Source organism: Pseudomonas sp. C321 (assembly GCF_055407105.1).
On sequence record NZ_JBUZRB010000010.1, the window covers coordinates 77,132 to 101,191 of the forward strand.

Annotated in this window: 24 protein-coding genes; 10 read left to right on the plus strand and 14 right to left on the minus strand. The window is 60.2% G+C overall.

Translation table 11 applies throughout. From position 1 onward, the window contains the following. The first annotated feature begins 27 nt into the window (after nt 1-27). Together ACZRJ6_RS23175 and ACZRJ6_RS23180 are read left to right on the plus strand one after the other, a co-directional pair. Nucleotides 28-363 (plus strand): transcriptional regulator, encoded by a 336-nt coding sequence (locus ACZRJ6_RS23175; protein WP_149414149.1) that lies wholly within the window; start codon nt 28-30, stop codon nt 361-363. A 72-nt stretch (nt 364-435) separates the two neighbouring features. Then, the gene (locus ACZRJ6_RS23180; RefSeq protein WP_463970246.1) at nt 436-1,326 is read left to right on the plus strand and encodes a pseudouridine synthase; all 891 of its coding nucleotides are present in this window, start codon (nt 436-438) and stop codon (nt 1,324-1,326) included. Between the two features lie 63 nt (nt 1,327-1,389). Here the strand turns inward: ACZRJ6_RS23180 and ACZRJ6_RS23185 are convergent, their stop codons facing one another. Next, complete coding sequence (locus ACZRJ6_RS23185; protein WP_463970245.1) at nt 1,390-1,611, minus strand: YgdI/YgdR family lipoprotein; 222 nt, start codon at nt 1,609-1,611, stop codon at nt 1,390-1,392. 86 nt (nt 1,612-1,697) lie between these two features. Next, nucleotides 1,698-2,294, minus strand: a complete 597-nt coding sequence (mobA, locus tag ACZRJ6_RS23190) for a molybdenum cofactor guanylyltransferase MobA (protein WP_149414148.1) — start codon at nt 2,292-2,294, stop codon at nt 1,698-1,700. Nucleotides 2,295-2,370: 76 nt separating this feature from the next. Between mobA and moaB the strand changes: the two genes are divergently transcribed. The 3 genes from moaB to yegS all read left to right on the plus strand — a co-directional run bounded on the left by moaB (nt 2,371) and on the right by yegS (nt 5,111). Beyond that, nucleotides 2,371-2,910, plus strand: coding sequence for a molybdenum cofactor biosynthesis protein B (moaB, locus tag ACZRJ6_RS23195; protein ID WP_463970244.1), 540 nt, complete (start codon nt 2,371-2,373; stop codon nt 2,908-2,910). Further along, a complete protein-coding gene (locus ACZRJ6_RS23200; RefSeq protein WP_463970243.1) occupies nt 2,894-4,120 on the plus strand; it encodes a molybdopterin molybdotransferase MoeA in 1,227 nt (408 codons plus the stop codon). The genes moaB and ACZRJ6_RS23200 overlap by 17 nt, the downstream gene beginning before the upstream one ends. Nucleotides 4,121-4,208: 88 nt before the next feature. Continuing rightward, nucleotides 4,209-5,111 carry a lipid kinase YegS gene (yegS, locus tag ACZRJ6_RS23205; protein ID WP_463970242.1) on the plus strand — a complete coding sequence of 301 codons (903 nt, stop codon included), beginning with the start codon at nt 4,209-4,211 and terminating at the stop codon, nt 5,109-5,111. On the opposite strand, the gene ACZRJ6_RS23210 is transcribed toward yegS, so the two are convergent. The 3 genes from ACZRJ6_RS23210 to ACZRJ6_RS23220 all read right to left on the minus strand — a co-directional run bounded on the left by ACZRJ6_RS23210 (nt 5,095) and on the right by ACZRJ6_RS23220 (nt 7,550). Then, nucleotides 5,095-5,754: a response regulator gene (locus ACZRJ6_RS23210; protein WP_463970241.1), complete on the minus strand. Its 660-nt coding sequence runs from the start codon at nt 5,752-5,754 to the stop codon at nt 5,095-5,097. The two genes, yegS and ACZRJ6_RS23210, sit on opposite strands and share 17 nt — an antisense overlap. Then, a complete protein-coding gene (locus tag ACZRJ6_RS23215) occupies nt 5,751-6,644 on the minus strand; it encodes a sensor histidine kinase (RefSeq protein ID WP_463970300.1) in 894 nt (297 codons plus the stop codon). The genes ACZRJ6_RS23210 and ACZRJ6_RS23215 overlap by 4 nt, the downstream gene beginning before the upstream one ends. A 459-nt stretch (nt 6,645-7,103) precedes the next feature. After that, entirely contained in the window at nt 7,104-7,550 is a 447-nt protein-coding gene (locus tag ACZRJ6_RS23220) for a hypothetical protein (RefSeq protein ID WP_463970299.1), read from the minus strand. 554 nt (nt 7,551-8,104) lie between these two features. Here ACZRJ6_RS23220 and ACZRJ6_RS23225 point away from each other — a divergent pair. Beyond that, complete coding sequence (locus tag ACZRJ6_RS23225; protein WP_463970240.1) at nt 8,105-9,040, plus strand: chemotaxis protein CheV; 936 nt, start codon at nt 8,105-8,107, stop codon at nt 9,038-9,040. A 62-nt stretch (nt 9,041-9,102) separates the two neighbouring features. Then, the gene (locus ACZRJ6_RS23230; protein WP_463970239.1) at nt 9,103-9,909 is read left to right on the plus strand and encodes an MOSC domain-containing protein; all 807 of its coding nucleotides are present in this window, start codon (nt 9,103-9,105) and stop codon (nt 9,907-9,909) included. 79 nt (nt 9,910-9,988) lie between these two features. Here the strand turns inward: ACZRJ6_RS23230 and ppnP are convergent, their stop codons facing one another. From ppnP to ACZRJ6_RS23270, 8 genes are all read right to left on the minus strand, one after another. Further along, a complete protein-coding gene (gene ppnP / locus ACZRJ6_RS23235; RefSeq protein ID WP_463970238.1) occupies nt 9,989-10,273 on the minus strand; it encodes a pyrimidine/purine nucleoside phosphorylase in 285 nt (94 codons plus the stop codon). Between the two features lie 47 nt (nt 10,274-10,320). Continuing rightward, nucleotides 10,321-10,863: a 3'-5' exonuclease gene (locus ACZRJ6_RS23240; protein WP_149414140.1), complete on the minus strand. Its 543-nt coding sequence runs from the start codon at nt 10,861-10,863 to the stop codon at nt 10,321-10,323. A 71-nt stretch (nt 10,864-10,934) separates the two neighbouring features. Next, a complete protein-coding gene (locus tag ACZRJ6_RS23245; RefSeq protein WP_463970237.1) occupies nt 10,935-12,890 on the minus strand; it encodes an acetyl/propionyl/methylcrotonyl-CoA carboxylase subunit alpha in 1,956 nt (651 codons plus the stop codon). 551 nt (nt 12,891-13,441) lie between these two features. Beyond that, entirely contained in the window at nt 13,442-14,230 is a 789-nt protein-coding gene (locus ACZRJ6_RS23250) for an enoyl-CoA hydratase/isomerase family protein (protein WP_463970298.1), read from the minus strand. Next, the gene (atuD, locus tag ACZRJ6_RS23255) at nt 14,230-15,387 is read right to left on the minus strand and encodes a citronellyl-CoA dehydrogenase (protein WP_463970236.1); all 1,158 of its coding nucleotides are present in this window, start codon (nt 15,385-15,387) and stop codon (nt 14,230-14,232) included. Before atuD ends, ACZRJ6_RS23250 begins: the two co-directional genes overlap by 1 nt. A 50-nt stretch (nt 15,388-15,437) precedes the next feature. After that, nucleotides 15,438-17,054, minus strand: a complete 1,617-nt coding sequence (gene atuC / locus ACZRJ6_RS23260) for a geranyl-CoA carboxylase subunit beta (RefSeq protein WP_463970235.1) — start codon at nt 17,052-17,054, stop codon at nt 15,438-15,440. Between the two features lie 3 nt (nt 17,055-17,057). After that, nucleotides 17,058-17,945, minus strand: coding sequence for an SDR family oxidoreductase (locus ACZRJ6_RS23265; protein ID WP_463970234.1), 888 nt, complete (start codon nt 17,943-17,945; stop codon nt 17,058-17,060). 12 nt (nt 17,946-17,957) lie between these two features. Continuing rightward, nucleotides 17,958-19,742, minus strand: a complete 1,785-nt coding sequence (locus ACZRJ6_RS23270) for an acyclic terpene utilization AtuA family protein (protein WP_463970233.1) — start codon at nt 19,740-19,742, stop codon at nt 17,958-17,960. A 154-nt stretch (nt 19,743-19,896) separates the two neighbouring features. Here ACZRJ6_RS23270 and ACZRJ6_RS23275 point away from each other — a divergent pair, with 154 nt between their 5' ends. From ACZRJ6_RS23275 to ACZRJ6_RS23285, 3 genes are all read left to right on the plus strand, one after another. Then, complete coding sequence (locus ACZRJ6_RS23275) at nt 19,897-20,520, plus strand: TetR/AcrR family transcriptional regulator (RefSeq protein WP_149415265.1); 624 nt, start codon at nt 19,897-19,899, stop codon at nt 20,518-20,520. Between the two features lie 99 nt (nt 20,521-20,619). Then, nucleotides 20,620-21,417, plus strand: a complete 798-nt coding sequence (locus ACZRJ6_RS23280; protein ID WP_463970232.1) for a substrate-binding periplasmic protein — start codon at nt 20,620-20,622, stop codon at nt 21,415-21,417. Nucleotides 21,418-21,498: 81 nt separating this feature from the next. Then, nucleotides 21,499-22,512 carry a GNAT family N-acetyltransferase gene (locus tag ACZRJ6_RS23285; protein WP_463970231.1) on the plus strand — a complete coding sequence of 338 codons (1,014 nt, stop codon included), beginning with the start codon at nt 21,499-21,501 and terminating at the stop codon, nt 22,510-22,512. A 717-nt stretch (nt 22,513-23,229) separates the two neighbouring features. Here the strand turns inward: ACZRJ6_RS23285 and ACZRJ6_RS23290 are convergent. Continuing rightward, complete coding sequence (locus ACZRJ6_RS23290) at nt 23,230-23,781, minus strand: RNA polymerase factor sigma-70 (protein WP_133098807.1); 552 nt, start codon at nt 23,779-23,781, stop codon at nt 23,230-23,232. Nucleotides 23,782-24,060: the final 279 nt, after the last annotated feature.

Genomic DNA, 24,060 nt, shown 5'->3' on the forward strand with positions numbered 1-24,060 from the left:
ACAGTGATTGAGTGAGAGGGAAAGCCCGTGGTGAATGTCGAACAACTGAAAAGCAGCGTCAATCGCATGTCCGCAGAGGTTGTGCGCGATGCGGTGAATGAGCTGCGCCTCGATGGGCTGGTCACGGAAGGCAAGACGCCGTTTAACAAAGTGCATTTCAATACCTGCTTCGCGGAAATCGAGGCACTTTTCCAGCGGGCCGGTTATCACAAACAGTTGGATGTGGTCGGGTACCAGGGCTTGCTGTATGCGCTTTACGATCCGGGCCGCTGGGAGGCGGTGGATGTATTGCGCTGGCTCAAGGAGTTTACCGAGGCCGCCAGTACGTCGCCGGTATTGCGAGCGCAATTGGCCAAGGCTTGAGATCTTTCCTGGGCCTGATCTGGTTGAATGCAGGATAATGCCCGTCTGTATTTTCAGGCCTTGAGCGCACGCATGTCCGATTCCGGTTTTTCCGCTTCCCAGCACCAAGCCAGCACCTTGTACCTGCCTCCTGGCCCTTGGGCGACGGTTCTGGATTGCTTGTGCGATCATTTTCGAGCCATCAGCCGTGAGCAATGGCTGGATCGCATCGCTCGTGGCCGGGTGCTTGATGGCAGCGGCACGCCGATTCCCCTGGATCTTTCGTACAAGGAAGGCCTGCGCATCCACTACTTTCGCGAAGTGCCGGACGAAAAACCGATCCCGGTGCAGGAGACGATCCTGTATGCCGACGAGCATTTGGTTGTGGCTGACAAGCCGCACTTCCTGCCCGTCACGCCCGCTGGTGAGTATGTCGAGCAAACGCTGTTGCGGCGCCTGATTCGCCGTCTGGACAACCCTTCGCTGGTGCCGCTGCACCGCATTGATCGCCACACGGCCGGATTGGTGCTGTTTTCCTCCAACCCGCAAAGCCGCTCGGCGTATCAACAGTTGTTTCCCACCCGCCAGATCGAAAAAATCTACGAAGCCATTGCGCCAGCTTTGCCTGGGGTGACATTCCCGCTGGTACACAAGAGCCGGCTAGTGGACGGCGAACCGTTCTTCCGCATGCAGGAAGGTCCCGGCGTGAGCAACACCGAAACAGCGGTCGAGGTGCGGGAAAAGCACGGTGACCTGTGGCGCTATGGGCTGTTTCCGGTGACCGGCAAGAAGCATCAGTTGCGGGTCCATATGACGGCGCTGGGGGCCAGTATCTGCAACGATCCGTTTTACCCCCAGGTTATCAAGGACGCCGAGGATGACTACGCCAACCCGCTCAAACTACTGGCCCAAGGGGTGCGGTTTATTGATCCGGTGAGCGGGGTGGAGCGCCGCTTCAACAGTGAAATTACCCTTGCGTGGTAACTCCAGGCGCCAGACATGACAAAGCCCGCATTAAGCGGGCTTTGTCGTTTCGAGCGTTAAGACTTACAGGTCTTTAACGGTGCGAACCTGGTCCTTGTTGATCCGGGTGCGCTTGCCATCAAGCTGCTGGAACTCGTAGAACCCCGAGTCCTGGTCGAATTCAGGGGTATCGACAGCCTGGATTTCGCGCCCGTCATTCAGGGTGATCACTGTTGGCGAGGCGCAACCGGCAAGGGTAGCGAGGCCTAGTGCAAGCATGAGAGCGGCGATGGTCCGTTGAGTCATGAGTCTGTCTCCGAGAGAATGCTTTTTTGAGTACTGACCTTGTGACGTATAGAACGTACGCAAAGTTCCTTGTTCAAGGCTCATTCTTACACGCCGGGTGGGGTGTGCAGCAACTGCGGTGTATTGAAGTTGGCCAGGCGCGGATCATTTTCCGGACAAATCAGAGCCTGGGCTCCCAGTTGCAGCAGGATCTGCCGCGGGCTGCGCTCACCGGCCTGCCAGGCGCTTTCGATGTCTGCGCGCAGGCGTGTCGGTATGACGCAGAGCAAGGGTTCCCAGTAATCACCGTGGCGCAGCATCAGCGGAACCTGGGGATTTTGCTGCGCCTTCTCACGCATGTCGCTCAACAGTCCCGCGTCAATTTGCGGCACATCGCAGGGCAATACCAGCAAGTGCTCATGGCGAGCGGCGGCCAGTCCGACGCGAATACCGGCCAACGGGCCAGGGAAGTCCGGGCTGTCGTCGCTTACCAACTGGTCTGCGTAGGGCGCGTACTGCGGCTGATTGCGGTTGCAGGAGATGATCAGGTCATCGGTCAGCGGGCGCACAAGTCGATGCAGGTGGGCAATCAACGGCTCACCGCGCCAGTCGAGCAAGCCCTTGTCCAGGCCGCCCATGCGCTGGCCGCGCCCGCCGGCCAGCAGCAGGATCGAGCAAGGCAAGGGCGAAGAATTGAATGGCATGACGGCTCCGCTGCGGCAGTGAAATAGGGGGCTGTGATATAACATCGGGCTGTTCCTTCGACAACCGGACCGAGCCATGAAAGCCAAGGCTGATACGCCTTTCGTACCCCTGAACATCGCTGTTTTGACTGTCAGCGACACCCGCACCCTGCAAACCGATACCTCTGGCCAAGTCTTCGTCGACCGCCTGATTGCGGCTGGCCATCGTCTGGCCGAGCGGGTACTGCTCAAAGATGACTTGTACAAAATCCGTGCGCAAGTGGCCCATTGGATAGCCGAGGACGTGGTGCAAGTGGTACTGATCACCGGCGGCACCGGCTTCACCGGCCGTGACAGCACACCGGAAGCCGTCAGTTGCCTGCTGGACAAGCAAGTGGATGGTTTCGGCGAGCTGTTCCGGCAAATATCCGTGGCCGATATTGGCACCTCCACCGTGCAATCGCGCGCCCTGGCTGGCCTGGCTAATGGCACTTTGGTGTGCTGCCTACCGGGTTCCACCAACGCCGTACGCACTGGTTGGGATGGGATTCTCGCCGAGCAGTTGGATTCTCGTCACGGGCCGTGCAATTTCGTCCCGCACCTGAAACAGGCCGAGCCTTGTGAATCTCGTGGATAAGCCAGGCAAGACGGGTGCCTTGATGCCGGTAGAAGATGCCCTCGGGCGCCTGTTGACCATGGCCGAGGCCACACCTATCCGCGAGCGGGAAAGTTTGCCGCTGGCCGAGTGCGACGGGCGCGTCCTGGCCCAGGCGCTGATTTCCACCCTTGACCTGCCGCCGTGGCCCAACAGCGCCATGGACGGCTACGCCCTGCGCCTGTCGGATTGGAGCGGCGAGCCTCTGGTGGTGAGCCAGCGTATTTTCGCCGGCCAGGTGCCGGAACCGCTGGCGGCAGGCACCTGTGCGCGGATCTTCACGGGTGCCCCGGTGCCTGAAGGTGCGGACTGCGTCGAGATGCAGGAAAACGCCGAGGTCCACGTCGATCAGCGGGTGAGCTTTACCGAAGCCTTGCGCGCCGGGCAGAACATCCGCCCCCAAGGCCAGGAAACCACCGTTGGCGAACAGGTCTTGTCCGCTGGCACACGCATGGGGCCGATTGAATTGGGGCTGGCGGCTTCCCTGGGTTGTGCTCGGCTGGATGTGGTACGTCGCGCTCGCGTCGCTGTGCTTTCCACCGGCGACGAATTGATTGAGCCCGGCCTGCCGCTGGGGCCGGGGCAGATTTACAACAGCAACCGTCGGGTGCTGTGTAGCTGGCTGGAGCGCCTCGGGTGCGAGGTGGTGGACGCTGGTATCTTGCCCGATGACCTGGAACAGACCCGCACTCGGCTGGGGGGGCTGGGGTCGGTCGACCTGATCCTGTCCACGGGCGGGGTTTCGGTGGGTGAAGCGGATTTCCTCGGCATCGCCTTGCGCGAAGAGGGCGAGTTGGCCCTCTGGAAGTTGGCGATCAAACCTGGCAAGCCGCTGACGTTTGGTCATTTTCGCGGCGTGCCGGTGATCGGTTTGCCGGGTAACCCGGCTTCCACGCTGGTGACCTTCGCCTTGCTGGCTCGGCCCTATCTGTTGCGTCGCCAGGGTGTAGAAGATGTACAGCCACTGCGTTTCGACGTGCCAGTGGGGTTTGTCTGGCCCAAGCCAGGCAATCGTCGCGAGTACTTGCGCGGGCGCCTGGAGCACGGGCGAGCGATCATCTACCAGAATCAGAGTTCCGGTGTGCTGCGCAGTGCCGCCTGGGCCGAGGGGTTGGTAGAGGTGTTGGAAGGTACGACGCTGGCAGAGGGCGATCGAGTCAACTTCATCCCTTTGAGCGAGCTGTTGGTCTGATGAATTAATTCATCAGGCCAATGACTTTTTTCCCGTTGCTCAAGGTCCACATCCCTCATGACCCTTTGAACTGTAGGAGCCTCAACCCATGAGCAAGCCCAAGGCACTGTTGGTTCTGCACGGCAAACAAGCCCTCAACGAGCAGGTGCGGGCGGCGGTGCAAGGTAAGCGCGAACAAGGCTGGGACCTGGCCGTGCGCGTGACCTGGGAGGGCGGCGATGCCCAGCGCCTGGTCGGCGAAGCGCTGGACGCCGGCTACACCCGGCTGATCGCCGGCGGCGGCGATGGCACATTGCGTGATGTCGCCCAAGCCATGGCCCAGGCCAAGACCGACGCCAGCCTGGTGCTGATGCCCCTGGGCACCGCCAATGATTTCGCCCGTGCCGCCGGCGTACCGCTGGAGCCCGATCAGGCCCTGAACCTGCTGGATGTCCCGGCCGTTGCCATCGACCTGGGCGAGGTCGGCGGGCAGATTTTCCTGAACATGGCCACCGGCGGTTTTGGCAGCCAGGTCACCGCCAATACCTCCGAAGACCTGAAAAAGGTACTGGGCGGTGCGGCCTACCTGTTTACCGGCTTGTCGCGGTTCAGCGAATTGCACGCGGCCTATGGCGAGTTACAGGGCCCGGATTTCCATTGGCGGGGTGAATTACTGGCCCTGGGTATCGGCAACGGTCGTCAGGCCGGCGGTGGGCATGTGTTGTGCCCGCAAGCCATGGTCGATGATGGTTTGCTGGATATCAGTATCCTGCCGGCACCCCAGGAGGTCGTCGGTACCCTGCGCAATTTGATGACCGACGGCTGGGGCCTGGACAACCTATTTGTCCGCGCGCGCCTGCCGTGGGTGGAAATCAAGGTCGCCGAAGGGTTGGATATCAACCTGGACGGCGAACCGCTCAAGGGCGACGACCTGCGTTTCGCGGCATTGCCACGGGCATTGCGGGTGCACTTGCCGAAGGACTCGCCGTTGGTGTCTAGTCGTCCAGACTGATGATCTGTTCACGCACGGCAAATAGCACCAGGCCCGCCACATCGAAAATCTGCAAGCGCTTCATGATTTGCGAGCGGTGAGCCTCCACGGTCTTGATGCTCAAGCCCAGGCCATTGGCGATCTCTCGGGTGGACTTGCCGCGCACGATCAGCCGCAGGATTTCCAGCTGGCGCGCGGTCAGATTGTGGCGGTGAGGCAGGGTAGAGGCCTGGGTATGGTTGCGGATCAGCGCCTGGTTGATCACCGTATGGGCGATGGCAGGGCTCAGGTAGCGCTCGTTGTTGCGCAGGGCCAGCAGCGCATGCTCAAGCTCATTGGCGGTGGTGTCCTTGAGCAGGTAGCCGTGGGCGCCTGCCTCCAGGGCGCACATGATCAACTCCGGATCGGTGTGCATCGACAGGATCAGCACTTTGCTCTTGGGATAGGCGCGCTTGAGTTGCTGCAGGGCATCCAGCCCGCTGGTGTGTTTCATCGACAGGTCCAGCAGGACGATATCGGGCTGCAGGGCGTCGAATTGCTCCAGCACCTGCGCACCATCATTGGCCTCGCCGATCACCGCGTAGCCGGGAATATCCAGCACCAGCGCGCGCACGCCGGCCCTGATCAACGCGTGGTCATCCACCAGGAGTAAGTTGCAGGTCACTCTAGAACCTTATGGGGGCTGGCCCGTTCGAGGGCGCGTGGCGCCCAGGGGAAAAGCGCTTCGATCCGGGTTCCTTTGCCTGGCTGGCTATTGACGGACAATGTGCCTCCCAGTTGATCAATCCGCTCAGACATGCCGGCCATGCCCCTTTGTCCTTCCTGACCAGGGTTGATGGCGGGCGAAAATCCCAGGCCGTCATCGCTGATAAACAGCGAAAGGCCTTGGGGCAGGCGTTGCAGGCGCACCAGCAGATTACATGCCTGGGCGTGGCGCAGCATGTTGGTGACCGCCTCTTGGGTAATACGAAAGGCCGCGACGGCCATCTCTTCCGGAATGCCGGTCAGCCGCTGCTGGCATTCCAGGCTCCAGCTCACCTTGGTGTTTTCCAGGGTCTTGAGCAGATGCGCCCGCAGGCTGGCCTCCAGGCCAAGACTGGCCAGTTGCCGGGGGTTGAGGATGGCGGAGACGTCCCGCACCTTGGTCAGGGTTTCATTCAATGTGTTGCACAGCACCGTGCATTGGCCTTGCAACTCTTGCGGCAGACGGCGCTTGAGCCATTCGCTTTGCAGCTTGGCGGCGGTCAGCAGTTGGCCGATATCGTCATGCAGTTCTCGGCTCAAACGATGGCGTTCGCTTTTCTGGACTTGCAGCAGGCGGTCGGCCAGTTCCTGGGGCAGGAGCTTGATCGACTTGCGCGAGCGCCAGCGTTGCAGGCCGGCGGCGACCAGGGTCGCCAGGTTGAGTATCAACAGCGCTATCGGCAACGGCTCGGCGTGGGCATAGACCCACAGGCTGACCAGCGTCGCGCAAGCACAAAGGCTGAGTGTCATCCAGCGTGCATTGCTTCGGGACACGGACCTTGCGATGAGTGACTTGAGGCTGGCGTACATAGCGGATGGAGCCAATGGATGTTCGCTGCGGGGAGACCGGTCAAGGCGGCTGACTGGGCTCTGTTTGGAAAGCGCTACCGGGTCATGATCCCGATTCAATACCGGGTCGACAGGGTGTTGGCCTTGGCATTGATTCGAGGGGCTTTTCAGATTCTTGTGCATCATGAATTTCAGCCACTTCGAGTGCGGCATGGTACCACTAACAATTACCATTGGTCGCCTGGAGCCGTTATCGACGACGGCCGCGAATCCAGGGGAAAACTGAGTGTTAGTCCTATTTAGTCCCAGAGGGAAAAAATTGTCTTATTCAAGCTGTTTTGTATCGCTATTAGCGTTGCGGGCCTATTGATATATATCAATGAACACGCGCCCGCGTGCTAGTTGTCCTTGTCGGTTTTGGACCGGACGGTAGTTGGATGCGACATCCGTTGGCAGGCGCGAATTAAAGGCGAAGAGCACTCAGGATGCGTGCGGCAGATGCTCTCGGGATTGATAGCCAAAATCTTTTTGCGGGATCTGTTGGGTCGCCGTCGCAATCAGCGTGGTTTGTTCGCTTTCATCCAGGCTGAGCTTGCCGGTCTTGGCATCAACCAATTCCAGTTGCCAGGCCATCAGTGTCAGGCAGTCGTGCAGTGCCGAAAGTGCTTTGTCATGCAATTGCATTGGGCTCTCGGCGTTACTGATCAGATCCTGGATATGACGGGAAAAATCGCTGATAGCCCCTAGCGTCATGGCGTCGGCCTTCTCGGCGAGCTTGATCAGGCTGTTTTTCATACAGTCGATGGCGTCGTTGTCGTTACGGATCAAATGCAGGTGGCTCAAGCACTCTTCAGACTTGGCCAGCAGCATTTCAGCCTCAAGAAGGAAGTCGGGAAGTGCATCTCGCCACTCTTTACCGTCGTTCATCATGCAAGTCTCCACAACATACTGTCAGACGATGAGAAATCGTACAGAGGGAATGGCGTCAAGCTACCGCTGAAACATGACCAAAATCTGTAGTTGGCTTCTAATTTTGCCGTAGTGCGTTTATCTAAATGATGGCCGTGGCGGCCAGTGTCCCTGTTTGTGGCGATATTCAAGATCATTCGCTCAACTTCGGTTGCCAAGACATAAGTGCCTGGCAGGTCCGCGAGACGTGGGCTTGCGATAGCAAACAAAAGCCTGACTCCATTCATGCAATGAGAATGGCGTCACATTAATGGCTATTGGATATCGCGAATATCAGGTTGGACCTGATTGCAGCTAGGGGAATCCCTTACACGACGGAACTTCGCGGCGATTTCAGGGTCGCGCGACGTTGTTTGACTGCCCAGAGGAGAGGCCGGATTAGTAAAGCATGATGTCAGTGTGACATCAATGCGTTTGCGTGACATTTTATCGGGGGGTCAAGGTCCGGCGTTTACCGCCGATAACCTCTTTCAGTAAGCAGAAAATCCTTCAGCGCAACCCAGGAGTCTTTAATGGCCAGCATTCTCGACACGGTAGATCAACGCACGCAATTGGTGGGTGAGAATCGCCTGGAGATCCTTATGTTTCGCCTGGCCGGGCGGCAGCTGTTCGCGATCAACGTGTTCAAGGTGCAGGAAGTGCTCCAGTTGCCCAAGCTGACCTTGATGCCCCAGCGCCATCCCTTTGTCTGCGGCGTCGTCAACCTGCGCGGCCAGACCCTGCCGGTGATTGACCTGTCCCAAGCCATCGGCATGCGCCCCCTGGTGCCGGGTCCCAACAGCACCATCATCGTCACCGAGTACAACCGTTCGGTACAGGCGTTCCTGGTGGGCGGCGTGGACCGCATCGTCAACATGAACTGGGAAGCCATCCTGCCGCCACCGGCCAGCGCCGGGCGCGAGCATTACCTGACCGCTATCAGCAAGGTCGATGACCAGTTGGTGGAAATCATCGACGTCGAAAAAGTCCTGGCGGAGATCGTGCCTTACAACGCCAAGGTCTCCCGGGAGAAGCTGGAGGACCCGGTTCTGGAGCGGGCCCGCGGCCGCGAAGTGCTGCTGGTGGACGATTCCAACGTGGCCCTGTCGCAACTGCGTGACACCTTGGGGCAGTTGGGAGTGAAGATGCACATCGCCAGCGACGGCCTCAAGGCCCTGAATATGCTCAAGGGCTGGGCGGACAGCGGCCAGGTGATGACCGACAAGCTGCTGATGATCTTCACCGACGCCGAAATGCCCGAGATGGACGGCTACCGCCTGACCACCGAGATTCGCAACGATCCACGCCTGCGCAGCCTGTATGTGGTGTTGCACACTTCATTGTCCGGCAGCTTCAACGATTCAATGGTGAAGAAGGTCGGCTGCGACAACTTCCTCTCCAAATTCCAGCCGGACAAACTGGTGGACGTGGTTCGCCAGCGCCTGATGCTCGATGAAGTGCCAGCCTGACCTTTGATTCCCGGGCCACCCTCGTATAGGGTGACGTTTTTGCCCATCAGGAAAGTAGGCTCATGCTGCGTCTCAGCGCGTTGTATCGGTACCCATTAAAGTCCGGCAAGGGTGAAACCTTGCCCCATATCAGCCTGGATAAACTCGGGCTGGAAGGGGATCGACGCTGGATGCTGGTGGATGAAGCCAGCGGGCGCTTCCTGACCCAGCGGGCCGTCGCGCAGATGAGCCAGTTATCGGCCTTGTGGAACGAGCAGGGCGGGCTGACCTTGAGTGCGGCGGGTTTCCCGACCCTGGAAGTAGCGCTGCCTGGCGCTGACGCGCAACTGCGCGGCGTCACTATCTGGCGCGACACGCTGCGCGTGCCGGATGCTGGCGCCGAGGCGGCCGCGTGGGTCAGTGACTTTATCGGCAAACCCACGCGCCTGGTTCAGGTGCCGCTGGAACGTGCGCGGACCACGGCAGCCGGCTATGGCAAGGATGATGACCAGGTGGCGTTCGCCGATGGCTTCCCGCTGTTGCTGATCGGCCAGGCATCCCTGGACGACCTGTCGCAACGGATCGGCCGGCCGATGGAGATGCTGCGTTTTCGCCCCAACCTGGTGATTGAAGGCAGCGAGCCCTTCGCCGAAGACGGCTGGAAGCGGGTGCGTATTGGCGATGTGGAGTTTCGCGTGGTCAAGTCCTGCTCGCGCTGCATCCTTACCACCATCGACCCTCAGACCGGTGAGCGCAGCGCCGACCGCGAACCTTTGGCCACGCTCAAGACTTACCGCGAGCAGGCGGGCGACATCATGTTCGGCCAGAACCTGGTCAACGACGGCGCTGGTCGCCTGGAAGTCGGCATGCCGGTGACGATTCTGGAGTAACAGGCGCCGGAATGAAAAATGCCCGTCTCTCACGAGACGGGCATTTTTTTGAACGTTGGCTTTGTGTTTTAACCGCGTATTAACCGCGGTATTCACACAGGTAAGCGGTGTCCACTTCGACTTTAAGCTGGAACTTGCTGTTGGCCGGGACATGGAACTGGCTGCCGGCGGCGAAAGTTTCCCAGTTGCTGCTGTCCGGCAGCTTGACGCTCAGCGCGCCCGACACCACGTGCATGATTTCCCTCTGGGCGGTGCCGAATTCGTATTCGCCCGGGGCCATGACGCCTATGGTTGCCGGACCTTCTGCGGTGCCGAAAGCGATCGACTTGACGGTTCCGTCGAAGTACTCGTTGACTTTAAACATGGGCGAATCCTCGAAAAAGGGTCAAGAAAGGTCGGCCAGTATGCCTTCTACACGGGCAAAATCAACGGCAGCAGGCGCGCCGTATTGCGCGCATCTTCCAGTGCCCGGTGTTGCTGGCCATTGAACTGCATGCCCGCCAGTTGCAACGCGCCGTTGAGCCCCAACGGCTTGTCCAGGCGCCGGGCCTTGGCGAAGTGCTGCTTGAGGTTCACATGGGGCGTGTGCTCCAGGGCACTGCTCAGGCCCTGCTGTTGCCAGGCCAGTTGCAGTTGCTGGCGATCATAGTCGCCCCAGCTGGCCCAACCTTCCAGGCGCGCCTGATGCTGGCCCAGCCAGCGTTCGAACAGCGGCCAGACCTCGCTCAAGGGCGCGGCGCCGTCGATATTAGCCTGGCTGATGTGGGTCAGCTTGCGGCAAAACGGCGTCAATAAAGGCCGACGCTGTGGCCGCACGAAACGCTGGAAGTGATCCAGTTCGCGGCCCTGGCGGTTGACCAGGCTCACGCCGATTTCGATGATTTCCATCTCCGTCACGGGCCAGCCGCCTTCATCCGTTGTGGCTTCAAGATCAATAATCAGCCAATGAGGCATCGCAGGTTCCCGTACTCTTCCCGTCCTGATGGGGATAGAGCGTAGCCAAGCCTGGTAGTTCCGCCCAGCGGTTACTCGATCTCCAGTAAAACCTGGCGATTGCGCACCTGATCGCCGGCCGATACTTGAATTCGCTTGATCACACCGTCGATGCCGGCCTTGAGCGGGTGTTCCATTTTCATTGCTTCGAGCACCAGCAACAGTTGGCCTTTGCTCACCGAATCACCTTCGTGTACCTGCACCTCGACGATGGCTCCATCCATCGGCGCCTTCACCGTGCCGCTGCTTGCCGGGGCTTCACGGTTGGCAACGGTTTGGGTGCGGTTGGTTACACACAGGCTGCCAGTTGCGCCAGACAACCACAGTTGCGTGCCGTCCAGATGGTAGGCGATGCGCCGGCGGATGCCATTGAGCGACACAGTGGCCCAGCGTCCGTCGCTGCTCAGGTCGCGTACTTCAATGGCCTGCTGATCGACTTCTACCTGCAGCAAATTGTCCGCCAGTACGCTGAGGCTAACCGGCCGGACTTCATCCTGCACGGCGAGGCGGTAGGTCCAGGGCACGCTGGCGTTGTTGCGCCAGCTCGATAGCTCGTTGCGATGGGCGCTGGCGCTGTGCTGATAAAACAGCGCGGCAGCCAGGCCCAGTTCTTCACCGGTTGCCGTGGGCGGTGTCAGGCAGGGGTCATGGCTGAAATGTTCGGGGATAAAACCGGTACTGAAGTCGCCGGCTACAAACTGTGGATGCTTGAGCAGGTTGGCCAACAGCCGCTGATTGCTGGTAACCCCTAGCAGTACGCAATCTTCCACCGCTCGCAGCAGCTTGCGCCGCGCTTCTTCGCGGGTGGCGCCGTGGGCAATGATCTTGCCCAGCATTGGGTCGTAGAAAGGGCTGATCTGTTGGCCCTCACACAAACCATGATCAATCCGCACACCGGCTGCAGGTTCCCAGCGCAGCACGTCGCCGGTCTGCGGTAGAAAGTCCTGGGCCGGGTCTTCGGCATACAGGCGCACTTCCATGGCATGGCCGGTCAGAGTGACTTGGTCCTGGCGCAAGGGCAGGGGCTGGCCGGCGGCGATTTTTAATTGCCAATCCACCAGGTCCACGCCGGTGATCAGTTCGGTCACCGGGTGCTCCACTTGCAGGCGGGTGTTCATTTCCAGGAAGTAAAACTGCCCGCTTTTGTCCAGCAGGAACTCGACGGTGCCGGCGCCGACATAATTCACCGCGCGTCCGGCCTTGAGCGCCGCTTCGCCCATGGCCTGGCGCAACTTGACGGTCATGACCGGGCAGGGCGCTTCTTCGATGACTTTCTGGTGACGGCGCTGGATCGAACAATCACGCTCGCCCAGATAGATAAGGTTGCCCGAGGTATCGCCGAACAACTGGACCTCGACATGGCGCGGCTCGATCAACGCCTGTTCCAGAATCAGCTCGGCGCTGCCAAAGGCATTCAGGGCTTCGGAACGTGCGGTGCGCAGTTGCTCCAACAAGTGGTCGGCACTGTGCACCAGGCGCATGCCGCGTCCGCCACCGCCGGCGCTGGCCTTGATCATCAGCGGGTAGCCGATGCGATCTGCCTCGCGTTGCAGTGTGGGGTCATCCTGCTCGGCCCCTTGGTAACCGGCGATGCACGGTACACCGGCGGCCAGCATGGCGATTTTCGACAGGCGCTTGCTGCCCATCAGTTCGATGGCTTCGGCGCTGGGGCCGATGAAGATCAGGCCAGCATTCAGGCAGGCGCTGGCGAACTCGGGGTTTTCCGAGAGGAAGCCGTAGCCGGGGTGGATTGCGTCGGCGCCTGTGCGGCGCGCAGCGTCGAGGATGGCGGGGATGTTCAGGTAGGAGTGTTGCACCGGGGGCGGGCCGATATTGACGGCTTCGTCGGCCATCTGGACGTGCAGGGCGTTGGCGTCGGCGTCGCTGTAGATCGCGACGGTGCGGTAGCCCAGGGATTGGGCGGTGCGCTGGATGCGGCAGGCGATTTCGCCGCGGTTGGCGATGAGGATTTTGGTGAATTTTGGCATGAGGGGCCCCCTGGTTTATTGAGTACATATCCGTTGTTGCGGTAACGGCGGCTTAGGGTTACGCCCTTACGGCGTGTCACTTTTGAAAAGAGCCCAAAAGTAACCAAAAGGCTCTTGCCCCACCACTTGGTGCCTCGCTGTGGCATTGCCATCGTGGTTAACGGGGCGCCTTAGATCAGAATCAAAAGCACGGCGGCCTGGTAGCCGACCTGAGTGGTGAAAAGCAAAAACGGACCCCATGCCACTTGTAGGAGCGAGCTTGCTCCGGGCGGCGTTCCGACGATGGTCGTTAACGATGACGCTGGCTTCCTGGATGAACGCGGTGCCCTCAGGTTCTTCGCGAGCAAGAACTAGGCGTCCCCCTCGCTCCTACAGAAAAGCGGATTGGCACTGGCTCTTGATCTGCCTGCCCATAAAACCAGAGGCCGAACGCAGGTGTTGCTCAGTGGGTAAACCGGCAAGGATGCCGCTTTTGCAAAGTGACACGCCGTAAGGGCGTAACCCTAAACCGCTGTTGTCGCAGCAACGGATATGTACACCTTCAAAAGTCTTCATCTACTCCACCGAGGCTTGCGCTTTTGCACAAAGGCCTGAGTCCCCTCAATCCCTTCCTCGCTCGTCACCGCCTCGGCAAACCACTCCGCCGCCTGGTCCAGCAACGTCTCCATCGGCTGCTCCAAACTGGCTAGCAGCAGAGCCTTGGTCCGCGCATTGGCCCCAGGCGCACATCGCAATACCTGCCCCAACACCTCGTCCAGCCGCTCAGCCAACGCTTGGGCATCGTGCTCAACAAAATGCACCAACCCCAGTCGCTCAGCCTCAACTCCATCAAACCGCGCAGCCGTCAAAGCCAAGCGCCGTGCCTGAGTCAACCCAATGCGCTTGACCACAAACGGCGCAATCTGCGCGGGCAGCAGGCCGAGGCTGGTTTCCGGCAAGCCGAACTGCGCCTGGTGATCGGCAATGGCGATGTCACTGACACAGGCCAAACCAAACCCACCCCCCAGCACCGCGCCTTGCAACACTACGATCACCACCTGTGGCAACCCTTCGACTTCCTGCAACAGCGTACCGAATGCACGGTTCAGATCCCGCAAAGCACTCCGCGAGCCTGCGCCGATCATGTCCTTCACGTCACCACCTGCCGAGAAATGCCCATCAGCGCCACTGATGACCAGCGCCCGCACCTGGCTGTCACTGGTCACGGCTGCCAATACTGCGCGCAGTTCTTCGACCATCTGCAAGCTCATGGCATTGCGGCTTTGCGGGCGATTAAGGGTAACGTGCAGCACGCCGTTGTGAGGTTCCAGCAACAGCGTTTCGCAAGCGGGCAGGCTGATCATGGTTTTTTCCCCGGCAGCGTACCCATCAGCTTGCAGATGATCCCCAGCATGATTTCATCGGCGCCGCCGCCGATCGACACCAGCCGCACATCGCGATAGGCACGGGCCACGGGGTTGTCCCACATAAAGCCCATGCCGCCCCAATATTGCAGGCAGCTGTCGCTGACTTCCCGGCCCAGGCGCCCGGCCTTGAGCTTGGACATGGAGGCCAGGCGCGTCACGTCCTGGCCTTTGATGTATTGCTCGGTGGCCTGGTAGACCAGCGCCCGCAGGCATTCGATTTCGGTGGCAAGCTCCGCCAGGCGAAAGTGGATCACCTGGTTGTCGATCAGCGCCTTGCCGAAGGTCTTGCGCTCCTTGCAGTACTCGATGGTGCTGTCGATGCAGTACTCCAGGCCCTTGATCATATTGGCGGCGCCGAACAGCCTTTCTTCCTGGAACTGCAGCATCTGCATCATGAAGCCCGCGCCTTCATGGCCGATGCGGTTGCGCTGGGGCACGCGCACGTCATCGAAAAACACCTGGGCGGTTTGCGAACTGTGCATGCCGAGCTTTTCCAGGTCCGGGCTGACACTGACGCCCGCAGTGTTCATGGGCACCATGATCAGCGACTTGTTGATGTGCGGCTTGTCGTCGGAGGTGTTGGCCAACAGGCAGATAAAATCAGCGCTCGGCGAGTTAGTGATCCACATCTTGCTGCCGTTGATCACGTAGTCGTCGCCGTCCTTGCGGGCATGGGTTTTCAGCCCTGCGACGTCGGAACCGGCGCCGGTTTCCGAAACGCCGATACAGCCCACTTGTTCGCCGCTGATGGCCGGGCGCAGGAACTCGTCGCGTAACTCATCGGAGCCGAAGCGGGCCAGGGCCGGGGTGCACATGTCAGTCTGCACGCCGATGGACATAGGGATACCGCCGCAGCGAATGGTGCCGAACGCTTCGGCGGCGACAATCGAGTAGCTGTAGTCCAGGCCCATGCCGCCGAATTTTTCCGGTTTGGAAATACCCAATAGGCCGAGGTCGCCGGCCTTGCGGAAAATCTCGTGGATCGGGAAGCGTCCGGCCTTTTCCCATTCATCGACGTGAGGGTTGATCTCGCGCTCGACAAAGCCATGGACGGTGCGACGCAGTTCTTCGTGTTCCGGGGTGAAGATCATTTTTATTGTGCTCCCTGTCGTGACGCAAAGCGCCACGGGCGAAATAATGATTAAAACCGCGCCACACCAAAGCTGTTGGGCTGCAACTGCCGCACCTGGGCTTCATGGCAAATATCCAACAGAAGCCCAAGCAAGGTGCGGGTATCCCGTGGATCAATCAGCCCGTCGTCCCACAGATTGGCACTGCCATAAAGCGCCGTGGACTGGCTGTCGAGTTTCTGTGCGGTGACCTGTTCGAGCATGTCGAGCACCTTGGGGTCGGGCACCAGGCCGTCCTTGAGTTGTTTGGCCTCGGTGACGATGCGCAGCACCTTGCCCGCCTGGGCGCCGCCCATCACCGCGGTGCGGCTGTTGGGCCAGGCGAAGATAAAGCGCGGGTCCAGGCCACGGCCGCACATCGCGTAGTTGCCGGCACCATAGGAGCCGCCGACGACGATGGTCAGTTTCGGGACTTGAGCATTGGCTACCGCCTGGATCATCTTCGCGCCGTGCTTGATCACGCCTTGCTGCTCCGATTCAGTGCCGACCATAAAACCGGTGGTGTTGTGGAAGAACAGTAGCGGCGTCTGGCTCTGGTCACACAGCTGGATAAACTGCGCCGCCTTGCTCGCGCCCCTGGGGGTGATCGGGCCATTGTTGCCGATAAAGCCGCAGGCGCGGCCCTGGATCTGCAAGTGGCCGCACACCGTGTGGGGATCGAACTCACCCTTGAATTCGAGGAAGTTGGAAGCGTCCGCCACCCGCGCAATAATTTCGCGAACGTCGTAGGGTTTTTTCGGATCGTCGGGAATCAGGCCCAACAGTTCCTCCACCGGATACAACGGCTCGGCATAGGGCCGCGCCGGCGTGACGGGCAGCCGATCATCCCAGGGCAACAGGCTGACAATCTCCCGAACGATGCGCACACCGTCGGCGTCGTTTTCGGCCAGGTATTCGGCGGTGCCGGCGATTTGTGCGTGCATCTGGGCGCCGCCCAACTCTTCATCGGTGGCCACCTCGCCGGTAGCCGCCTTGAGCAACGGTGGGCCGGCGAGAAACAGCTTGGCCTTGCCGCGCACTACCACTACGTAATCCGAAAGCCCCGGCTGATAAGCGCCACCTGCCGTAGCCGAGCCGTGAACTACGGTGATTTGCGGCAGGCCCATGGCCGACATCCGCGCCTGGTTGGCGAAACTGCGGGCGCCCTCGACGAAGATCTCTGCCGCGTAATTGAGGTTGGCGCCGCCGCTTTCCGCGAGGGTCACTATCGGCAGCTTGTTCTCCATGGCGATCTGCTGCAGGCGCAGGGATTTTTTCAGGCCGCTGGGGGAAATGGTTCCGCCCTTGATCGCGCTGTTGTTGGCCACCACCAGCATGCGTACGCCCGAGACAAAACCAATCCCGGCAATCAGCCCGCCGCCGGCCTGGCTGCCGTCCTTGTCATCGTGCAGTTTGTAGCCGGCAAGGCTAGCCAGTTCGAGAAATGGCGCACCCGGATCGAGCAACAGGTTAAGGCGCTCACGAGGCAGCAGTTGCCCGCGCTTGTCGAATTTTGGCTTGGCCTCCAGGGCCTTGCTCAGCAGGTTTTGCTCCAGTTGGCGCAGGTGGTGGAGGGTCGTGAGCATGGCTTCGCGGTTCTGGGCGAACGGCGGGCTGTGGACGTCGAGTTGCGAGTCGATCACCGGCATGGCTTATTTCTCCTCCTTGAGCACATCTGGCAGATACGCCCGGTGAAATCCGTTAAAGGATGCGCTCGAAGGGTGCGCCTTGTGCAGCGGCCAGGCACGGCTGCCCAGGCTGGCGGCGCCGTCGATGCGCAAGGTGCTGCCGCTGATGAAGGCGGCAGCGGGGCTGAGCAGAAACACTATCGCCGCACTGACTTCCGACTCGGTGCCGATGCGCTTGAGGGGCACGTGTTCGCGCAAGGTCGGGATCACGGCCTTGAACGCGCCTTCGTAAGTGTCCATGCCGCTTGAGGCAATCCAGCCGGGTGCCACGGCGTTGACCCGCACCCCGGCATAACCCCATTCGAAGGCGGCGGTCTTTGTGAAATTGTCCATGCCTGAACGCGCCGCACCGGAGTGGCCCATGCCCGGCATACCGCCCCACATGTCGGCGAGCATGTTGACGATGGCGCCGCCTTTTGTTCCCAGGGAAGGCTTGCTCATGGATTGGTTGAACACTTCCCGCGCCATCAGGAACCCGCCGACGAGGTTGGTGCGCAACACGGTTTCAAAGCCTTTCTGATTGATTGATGCCAGGGGCGAGGGGTATTGGCCGCCGGCGTTATTCACCAGGCCGTGGATTGCGCCGTGTTCCTGGATCAGTTGGCTGACCAAGGCTTTGACGGCTTCCTCATCGCGAATATCGCAGGCCTGCCAACTGGCGCGGCCGCCGTCTTCGGTAATTTCCGCCGCGACCTTTTGCAGCTTCTCGGGCTTGCGACCCACGAGGATCACATGGGCGCCGAGGGCCGCCAGCTCATGGGCGGTGCAACGGCCAATGCCGCTGCCGCCGCCGGTGACGATAATGGTCTGCCCCTGGAACAGATCGGCTTTGAAGATCGAGTCGAAGGCCACGGCGTGCGTCCTCTAGTTAAGTTGATCAGCGATGTGTTGCGGCACCGCAATGGGTATCTCCAGCAGTTGCTGGGCGAAGGCCTTGCCTTGGGGGTCGATGCGCAGGCTGGCAATCCCGCCGCCGCCCAGGGCGTTTTCCAGGAGGAAGTTGAGGCTGTGGCTGCCGGGTAAATACCAGCGCTCCACGCGGCCGTGAATCGGGTCGAGTACGTGGCTCATCCAGTCGACGATGACCTCCGGTGTCAGCGCCTCGGCGATCCAGGGCAGGTATTCGGGCTGGCGGGCGATCACGCCGATGTTGCTGTGGTTGCCCTTGTCACCGGAACGGGCCACGGCCAGTTTTACCAAAGGCACGCTGGCGTCGGCGCAGCCCTGGGGTTTGGGTGGGTCGAGAGGGACGGGCAGGGCTTGGGTGTTAAGCGGTTCGCTTTTCGGGAGGTCGCAAGAGTGACGTTCGCCGAGAAAGTCGATCGAAAGCGTACAGGCGGATTTGTCGATCAAGAACGAGAACAGCCGAATCAACGGATACACCGTTGGCCGGCCGCCGACGATGCCGGTCAATCCCGGCGCCATGCCGGTGGCTGCTTGGGCGATCTCCCGGGCGAACAGCACCAGGGCTTGTTTGCTTGGGTGACGGACCGCCAGCTTCACCACCACTTCCCGGCAGTCCTGGCGTTGGCCGTGGGCGCCGTAGGTGGCTTCGCTGCCCAGCAGTTCGATACTGACGTCTGTATAAGGAGCCCAGCCGCGCTGGCTGAACAACTGCGAGGTCTTGTTGATGATTGCCTGGCTGACCCGTTCGGCCTTGGCCACCGCATCGATGCCGGCGATCAAGCAACTGGCGGTGCAGCGAAAACCGTCGGGGTAGGTGGCGCTGACCTTGTACTGGTCGGTGGGCGGCAGGCCTTTGGCGCCGTGCAGTCGCACGCAGTTTTTGCCTTGCTGTTGAAGTTTGACCTGGCTGAAATCGCAGATCACGTCGGGCAACAGATAGGCGCGTGGGTCGCCGATCTCGTAGAGCAATTGTTCGCTGACGCTAAGCTCGCTGATCAGCCCACCCGAGCCTTGGACTTTATTGACGGTGAACTGGCCATCGGCGCTGACTTCGACGATGGGGAAGCCGATGTGCTCGTAATCCGGCACATCACGCCAATCGGTGAAATTACCGCCGGTGCACTGGGCACCGCATTCGATGATATGCCCGGCCAACGCGGCCTGGGCCAGGTGATCGTAATCCTGCCATGACCAGTTGAACTCATGCACCAGCGCCGCGCTGACCACGGCGCTATCGACCACGCGGCCGGTGATGACAATATCGGCGCCCAGCTTTAACGCCTCGACGATGCCTGGTGCGCCGAGGTAAGCATTGGTGGAGACGCACATCGCCGGCAATGGCGCGCCGCTGAACATGTCGCTGATGCCGCGCAGGTGTTTGAAGGTGGGTTGCAGGTCATCGCCCAGCAGCACAGCGATCTTCAACGGGATCTGCGCCTGATCGCAGGCGGCCTGCAACGCGGCGGCGCAAGCCTGGGGATTGATACCACCGGCGTTGCTGATCACGCGGATGCCCTGGCGCTGGATACCCGCCAACAAGGGTGTAAGGACTTCAACAAAGTCCGTGGCGTAGCCGGCCTGGGGATCTTTCATCCGTGCCCCGGCGAGGATCGACATGGTGACTTCCGCCAGGTAGTCGAACACCAGATAGTCCAGCGCGCCGCCGTGCACCAGTTGCGCGGCAGCGGTGCAGGTGTCGCCCCAGAAGGCACTGGCGCAGCCGATACGAACGGTCTTGTTCATGAGAAGTCCTTCTCTGAAATCGCTGGGCTGAGACTACCAAGCAAGCGCTTGGTTTGTAAACTCTACTCACAACTTTCGCCCAAGCGCTTGCTTGGGTGGCTGTCACGGCCTAAATTGCCGGCCATGACGCCATAAAGTAGTTGAGGAGAGCAGCATGGATGAGCAAAAAGCCCTGAGGGTAATGCGCACCATGGTCGACGGCGGGCAATTGACCGATCCCGACAGTGCCAGGGGCAAGTTGCTGCAAACGGCGGCTCACCTGTTTCGCAACAAGGGTTTTGAGCGCACCACGGTGCGTGACCTGGCCAGCGCGGTGGGTATCCAGTCCGGCAGCATCTTTCATCACTTCAAGAGCAAGGATGAAATCCTGCGGGCGGTAATGGAAGAAACCATCCACTACAACACGGCCATGATGCGCGCGTCCCTGGCTGAGGCCCGCGATGTTCGCGAGCGAGTGCTGGCGCTGATTCGCTGCGAACTGCAGTCGATCATGGGCGGCAGTGGCGAGGCGATGGCGGTGCTGGTGTACGAGTGGCGTTCGCTGTCAGCCGAAGGGCAGGCCCAGGTGCTGGCGTTGCGCGATGTCTACGAAGACATCTGGTTGCAGGTGCTGGGCGAGGCCAAGCAGGCTGGTTATATCAAGGGCGATGTGTTTATCACCCGGCGTTTTCTCACGGGTGCCTTGTCCTGGACCAACACGTGGTTCCGTGCCCAGGGCAGCATGACCCTGGAGCAACTGGCAGACGAAGCGCTGCTGTTGGTGCTCAAGGCTGATTAGACAAGTTACGCAAGCTGCTAATTGTTGGGCACAAAGTTGTCTCTCCAGAAAAAAACGCCTAGCTTAGCGGGATCAGAGTTTTGAACGGTGCGTGCCTTGATGTTTTCGCCATTGCGGCTGGCTGCGGGACTTACACTATTGGCGCTTGGCACACTGTGGTTAATGCCCGCTTCGGCCTCGCAACTGGTGAGGGTCGGTGCTGCGCATTTTCCGCCCTATACGGTGCGCCCGGAGCAGGGCGCTGACACCGGCTTGCTGCCGCAACTGGTGGAAGCCTTGAACCGTGCGCAAACCGAATATCAGTTTGTGCTGGTACCCACTTCGATTCCCCGGCGTTTTCGTGACTTGCAGCAAGGCCGGATCGACATGGCGATCTTCGAGAACCCGCAATGGGGCTGGCAGAACATCGCCCACACCACTGTCGACATGGGCCTGGAAGACGCGGAAATATTCGTCGCCCAGCGTGAACCCGGTCGTGACCAGTCGTACTTCACCGACCTGAACGACAAGCGCCTTGCGGTGTTCAGCGGTTATCACTACGCCTTTGCCAACTTCAACGCTGACCCCAAATACATGGCCGAGAAGTTCAACGCCACGCTGACCTATTCCCACGACAGCAACCTGCTGATGGTCACCCGTGGCCGCGCCGACATCGCCTTGGTGACCCGTTCCTACCTCAGCGATTTTTTAGTGCGCAATGCTGATATGGCTGGGCAGTTCCTGGTGTCCGAGCGGATTGATCAGGTGTATCACCACTATGCGTTGTTGCGGCCCAAGGCGCCTATCAGTGACGCGGCGTTTTCCGAGTTGCTCAAGGGCTTGCGGGACAGCGGCGAGCTGCTGAAGATCTTCGAACCTTACCGGATCGACGTCCTGTCCGTGCCTGCTACGCCATGACCTGCGCAAGATAGGCTTAAATTTTTCCTGCCGGTTCACGTCACTTCGTCTAACTGCCGACGATTACCGTGAGCCCTCTCCATGTCCAATCTCAATGACTTGTCTGTCCTGCCGCTACCGGCAGGGCCCGCCCTGAATGCAGATGAAACCGATAGCCGGCTGATCCTGACCCTGGAAGGCCAGCCGCTGATCCGTCTGCGACTGGAGCGGGGCGATGCGCTGCATCTTCACCTGCAAACACCGAGTGAGGTGCCTTCGGTACGTGCCTTGTGGGCAGCGTGTTACTGGCTGTTTGCCAAGGAACCGCTGCGTCAGCGCCTGACCTGGCACCTTGAACACGCACCCGACGACGCCTTGCGCAGCGGTTTGCTGGTGGCCACTGAGGCGGCAGGCCAATTCCACTGCGAGCGCACCTTGTTCTGGCAATTGCCGCAACCCTGGCTGGGCCAGCCCTTCAGTGGCGGCTATGCGCAGCAAATGATCATCAGTGCCGGCAAGCGTCATCCCGCCCGTGCGCCCAAGCCTCGCGGTGAAGTCTATCGACGTTTCGATACGCGCCTGGGCGCCTGGGTGTCATTGCGTACGGTGGAGATCGACGTTGACCTGGCCCGCTTCAATCGCTGGCAGAACAGCCCGCGAGTGGCGAATTTCTGGGAGGAAAGCGGCAGCCTGGAGCAGCACCGCAAGTACCTGGCCAAGCTTGATGCTGACCCTCATACCCTGACGTTGATGGGCTGTTTCGACGATGAACCGTTTGCCTATTTCGAGGCCTATTGGGCCAAGGAAGATCGCATCGCGCCGTTCTATGACGTTGCCGATTACGATCGGGGCATTCATATGCTGGTAGGGGAGGAGCATCACCGTGGGCCGCACAAGGTTGCCAGTTGGTTGTCGGCGCTGGTGCATTACCTGTTTCTTGATGACCCGCGCACCCAGCGGGTGGTGGCCGAGCCTCGCGCCGATAACGCGAAGATGATCAGCCATATGCAGAACCAGTGTTTCCACTGCGAGAAGGAATTCGACTTTCCCCACAAGCGCGCGGCGCTGATGATTCTGGGGCGTGAGCGGTTTTTTGACCGATGCGGGTTGGTTTGAGGCGGGGGCTTGCCGTGTACATATCCGTTGCTGCGGTAACGGCTACTTAGGGTTACGCCCTTACGGCGTGTCACTTTCGAAAAGCCGGAATGCCAGCCCAGACGAAAGTAACCAAAGCGCTCCTGCCCTACCTATCGGCGCAACACCTGCGTTCGGCCTCTGGTTTTATGGGCAGGCAGATCAAGAGCCAGTGCCAATCCGCTTTTCTGTAGGAGCGAGGGGGACGCCTAGTTCTTGCTCGCGAAGAACCTGAGGGCGCCGCGTTCATCCAGGAAGCCCACGTCATCGTTAACGACCATCGCGAGCAAGCTCGCTCCTACAGTGGGCAGTAGATCCGCTCTTGCTTCTCACCACTCAGGTCGGCTACCAGGCCGCCGTGCTTTTGCTTTTGATCTTGATCTAAGGCGCCCCGTTAACCACGATGGCTGAACGCAGGCATTGATCCGTGGGTAAACCGGCAGGACGCCGGTTTAGCCGCGCTGGGCCAAGGATGGCCCATCGCGGCGGCCCACGGAGCAATGCCGGAGAGAAGGCATGCCGAGCCTAAGCGAGGCACCAAGTGGTGGGGCAAGAGCGCTTTGGTTACTTTCGCGCTTTTCGAAAGTGACACGCCGTAAGGGCGTAACCCTAATCCGCCCCAACCAAAATAACGGATATGCCCCCAACCCAACCCAACCCACACACATTGAACCAGTTCTTTCAGCCCCCCAAGGGCTGTCAGACCCGCCGCGCAAACGTATCGCTATGAGTGCCCGAAACTTTGCGGCAATGCACCAGCGCATCGCGAATCATAAAGTTCACCAGCGTCGGCGAAACCCCCAGTTCCTTGGCGATGTCTTTTTGCGGCACGCCGTGCAGGCGGTACATCTCGAACGCGTAGCGAGTGCGCTTGGGCAGTTCGGTCAGTGCGTCGGCGATGTTTTCCAGGGTGGAGAAATTGATGTGGGAGGTTTCCGGTGACGCGCCATGAATAACCACATTCAAGCCTTCCTCTTCGGGCCCGGAGTATTTCAGTTCCAGAGCCTGTTTGCGGTAGTGGTCGATGGCCAGGTTGCGCACGATCTGGAACAGGTAACTGAGTTGAGCCTTGAACGAAGAAGTGATCTGTGGCGCCGATTGCAGCCTGAAGTAGGCGTCTTGCACCACGTCTTCAGCACGGGAGCGGCAGCCGGTGATACGCGCTGCGATCTTGACCAGAATCAGCCGGTTGTCGACAAAGGCCTGGAGTAGCGGTGAGTCGCACCTGCTTGTGGATACTTGTTCCGTCATGGAAATCACCTTGCTGCAAATAAGGTTAGTGGAGGGCGTCCGTGCTGAGTCCTCCTACACATCGGGCAACAAATTATGCTTAATGATAATGATTGTCAAATGAGAAGACGAACTAATCTTATGTCTTGCTGTGAGGTGTGAACCGCGTCTCGCTTGCCCCCCGATGACTAATTATTTGCAGGCGCCATCCGTTCTCATGGGTGACAGGCCAGTTAACAAACCGGCCAAGGATTAGCACCCGCAGGAGGACAAAATGGGTTCGTGTCTTGAGAACAGCGT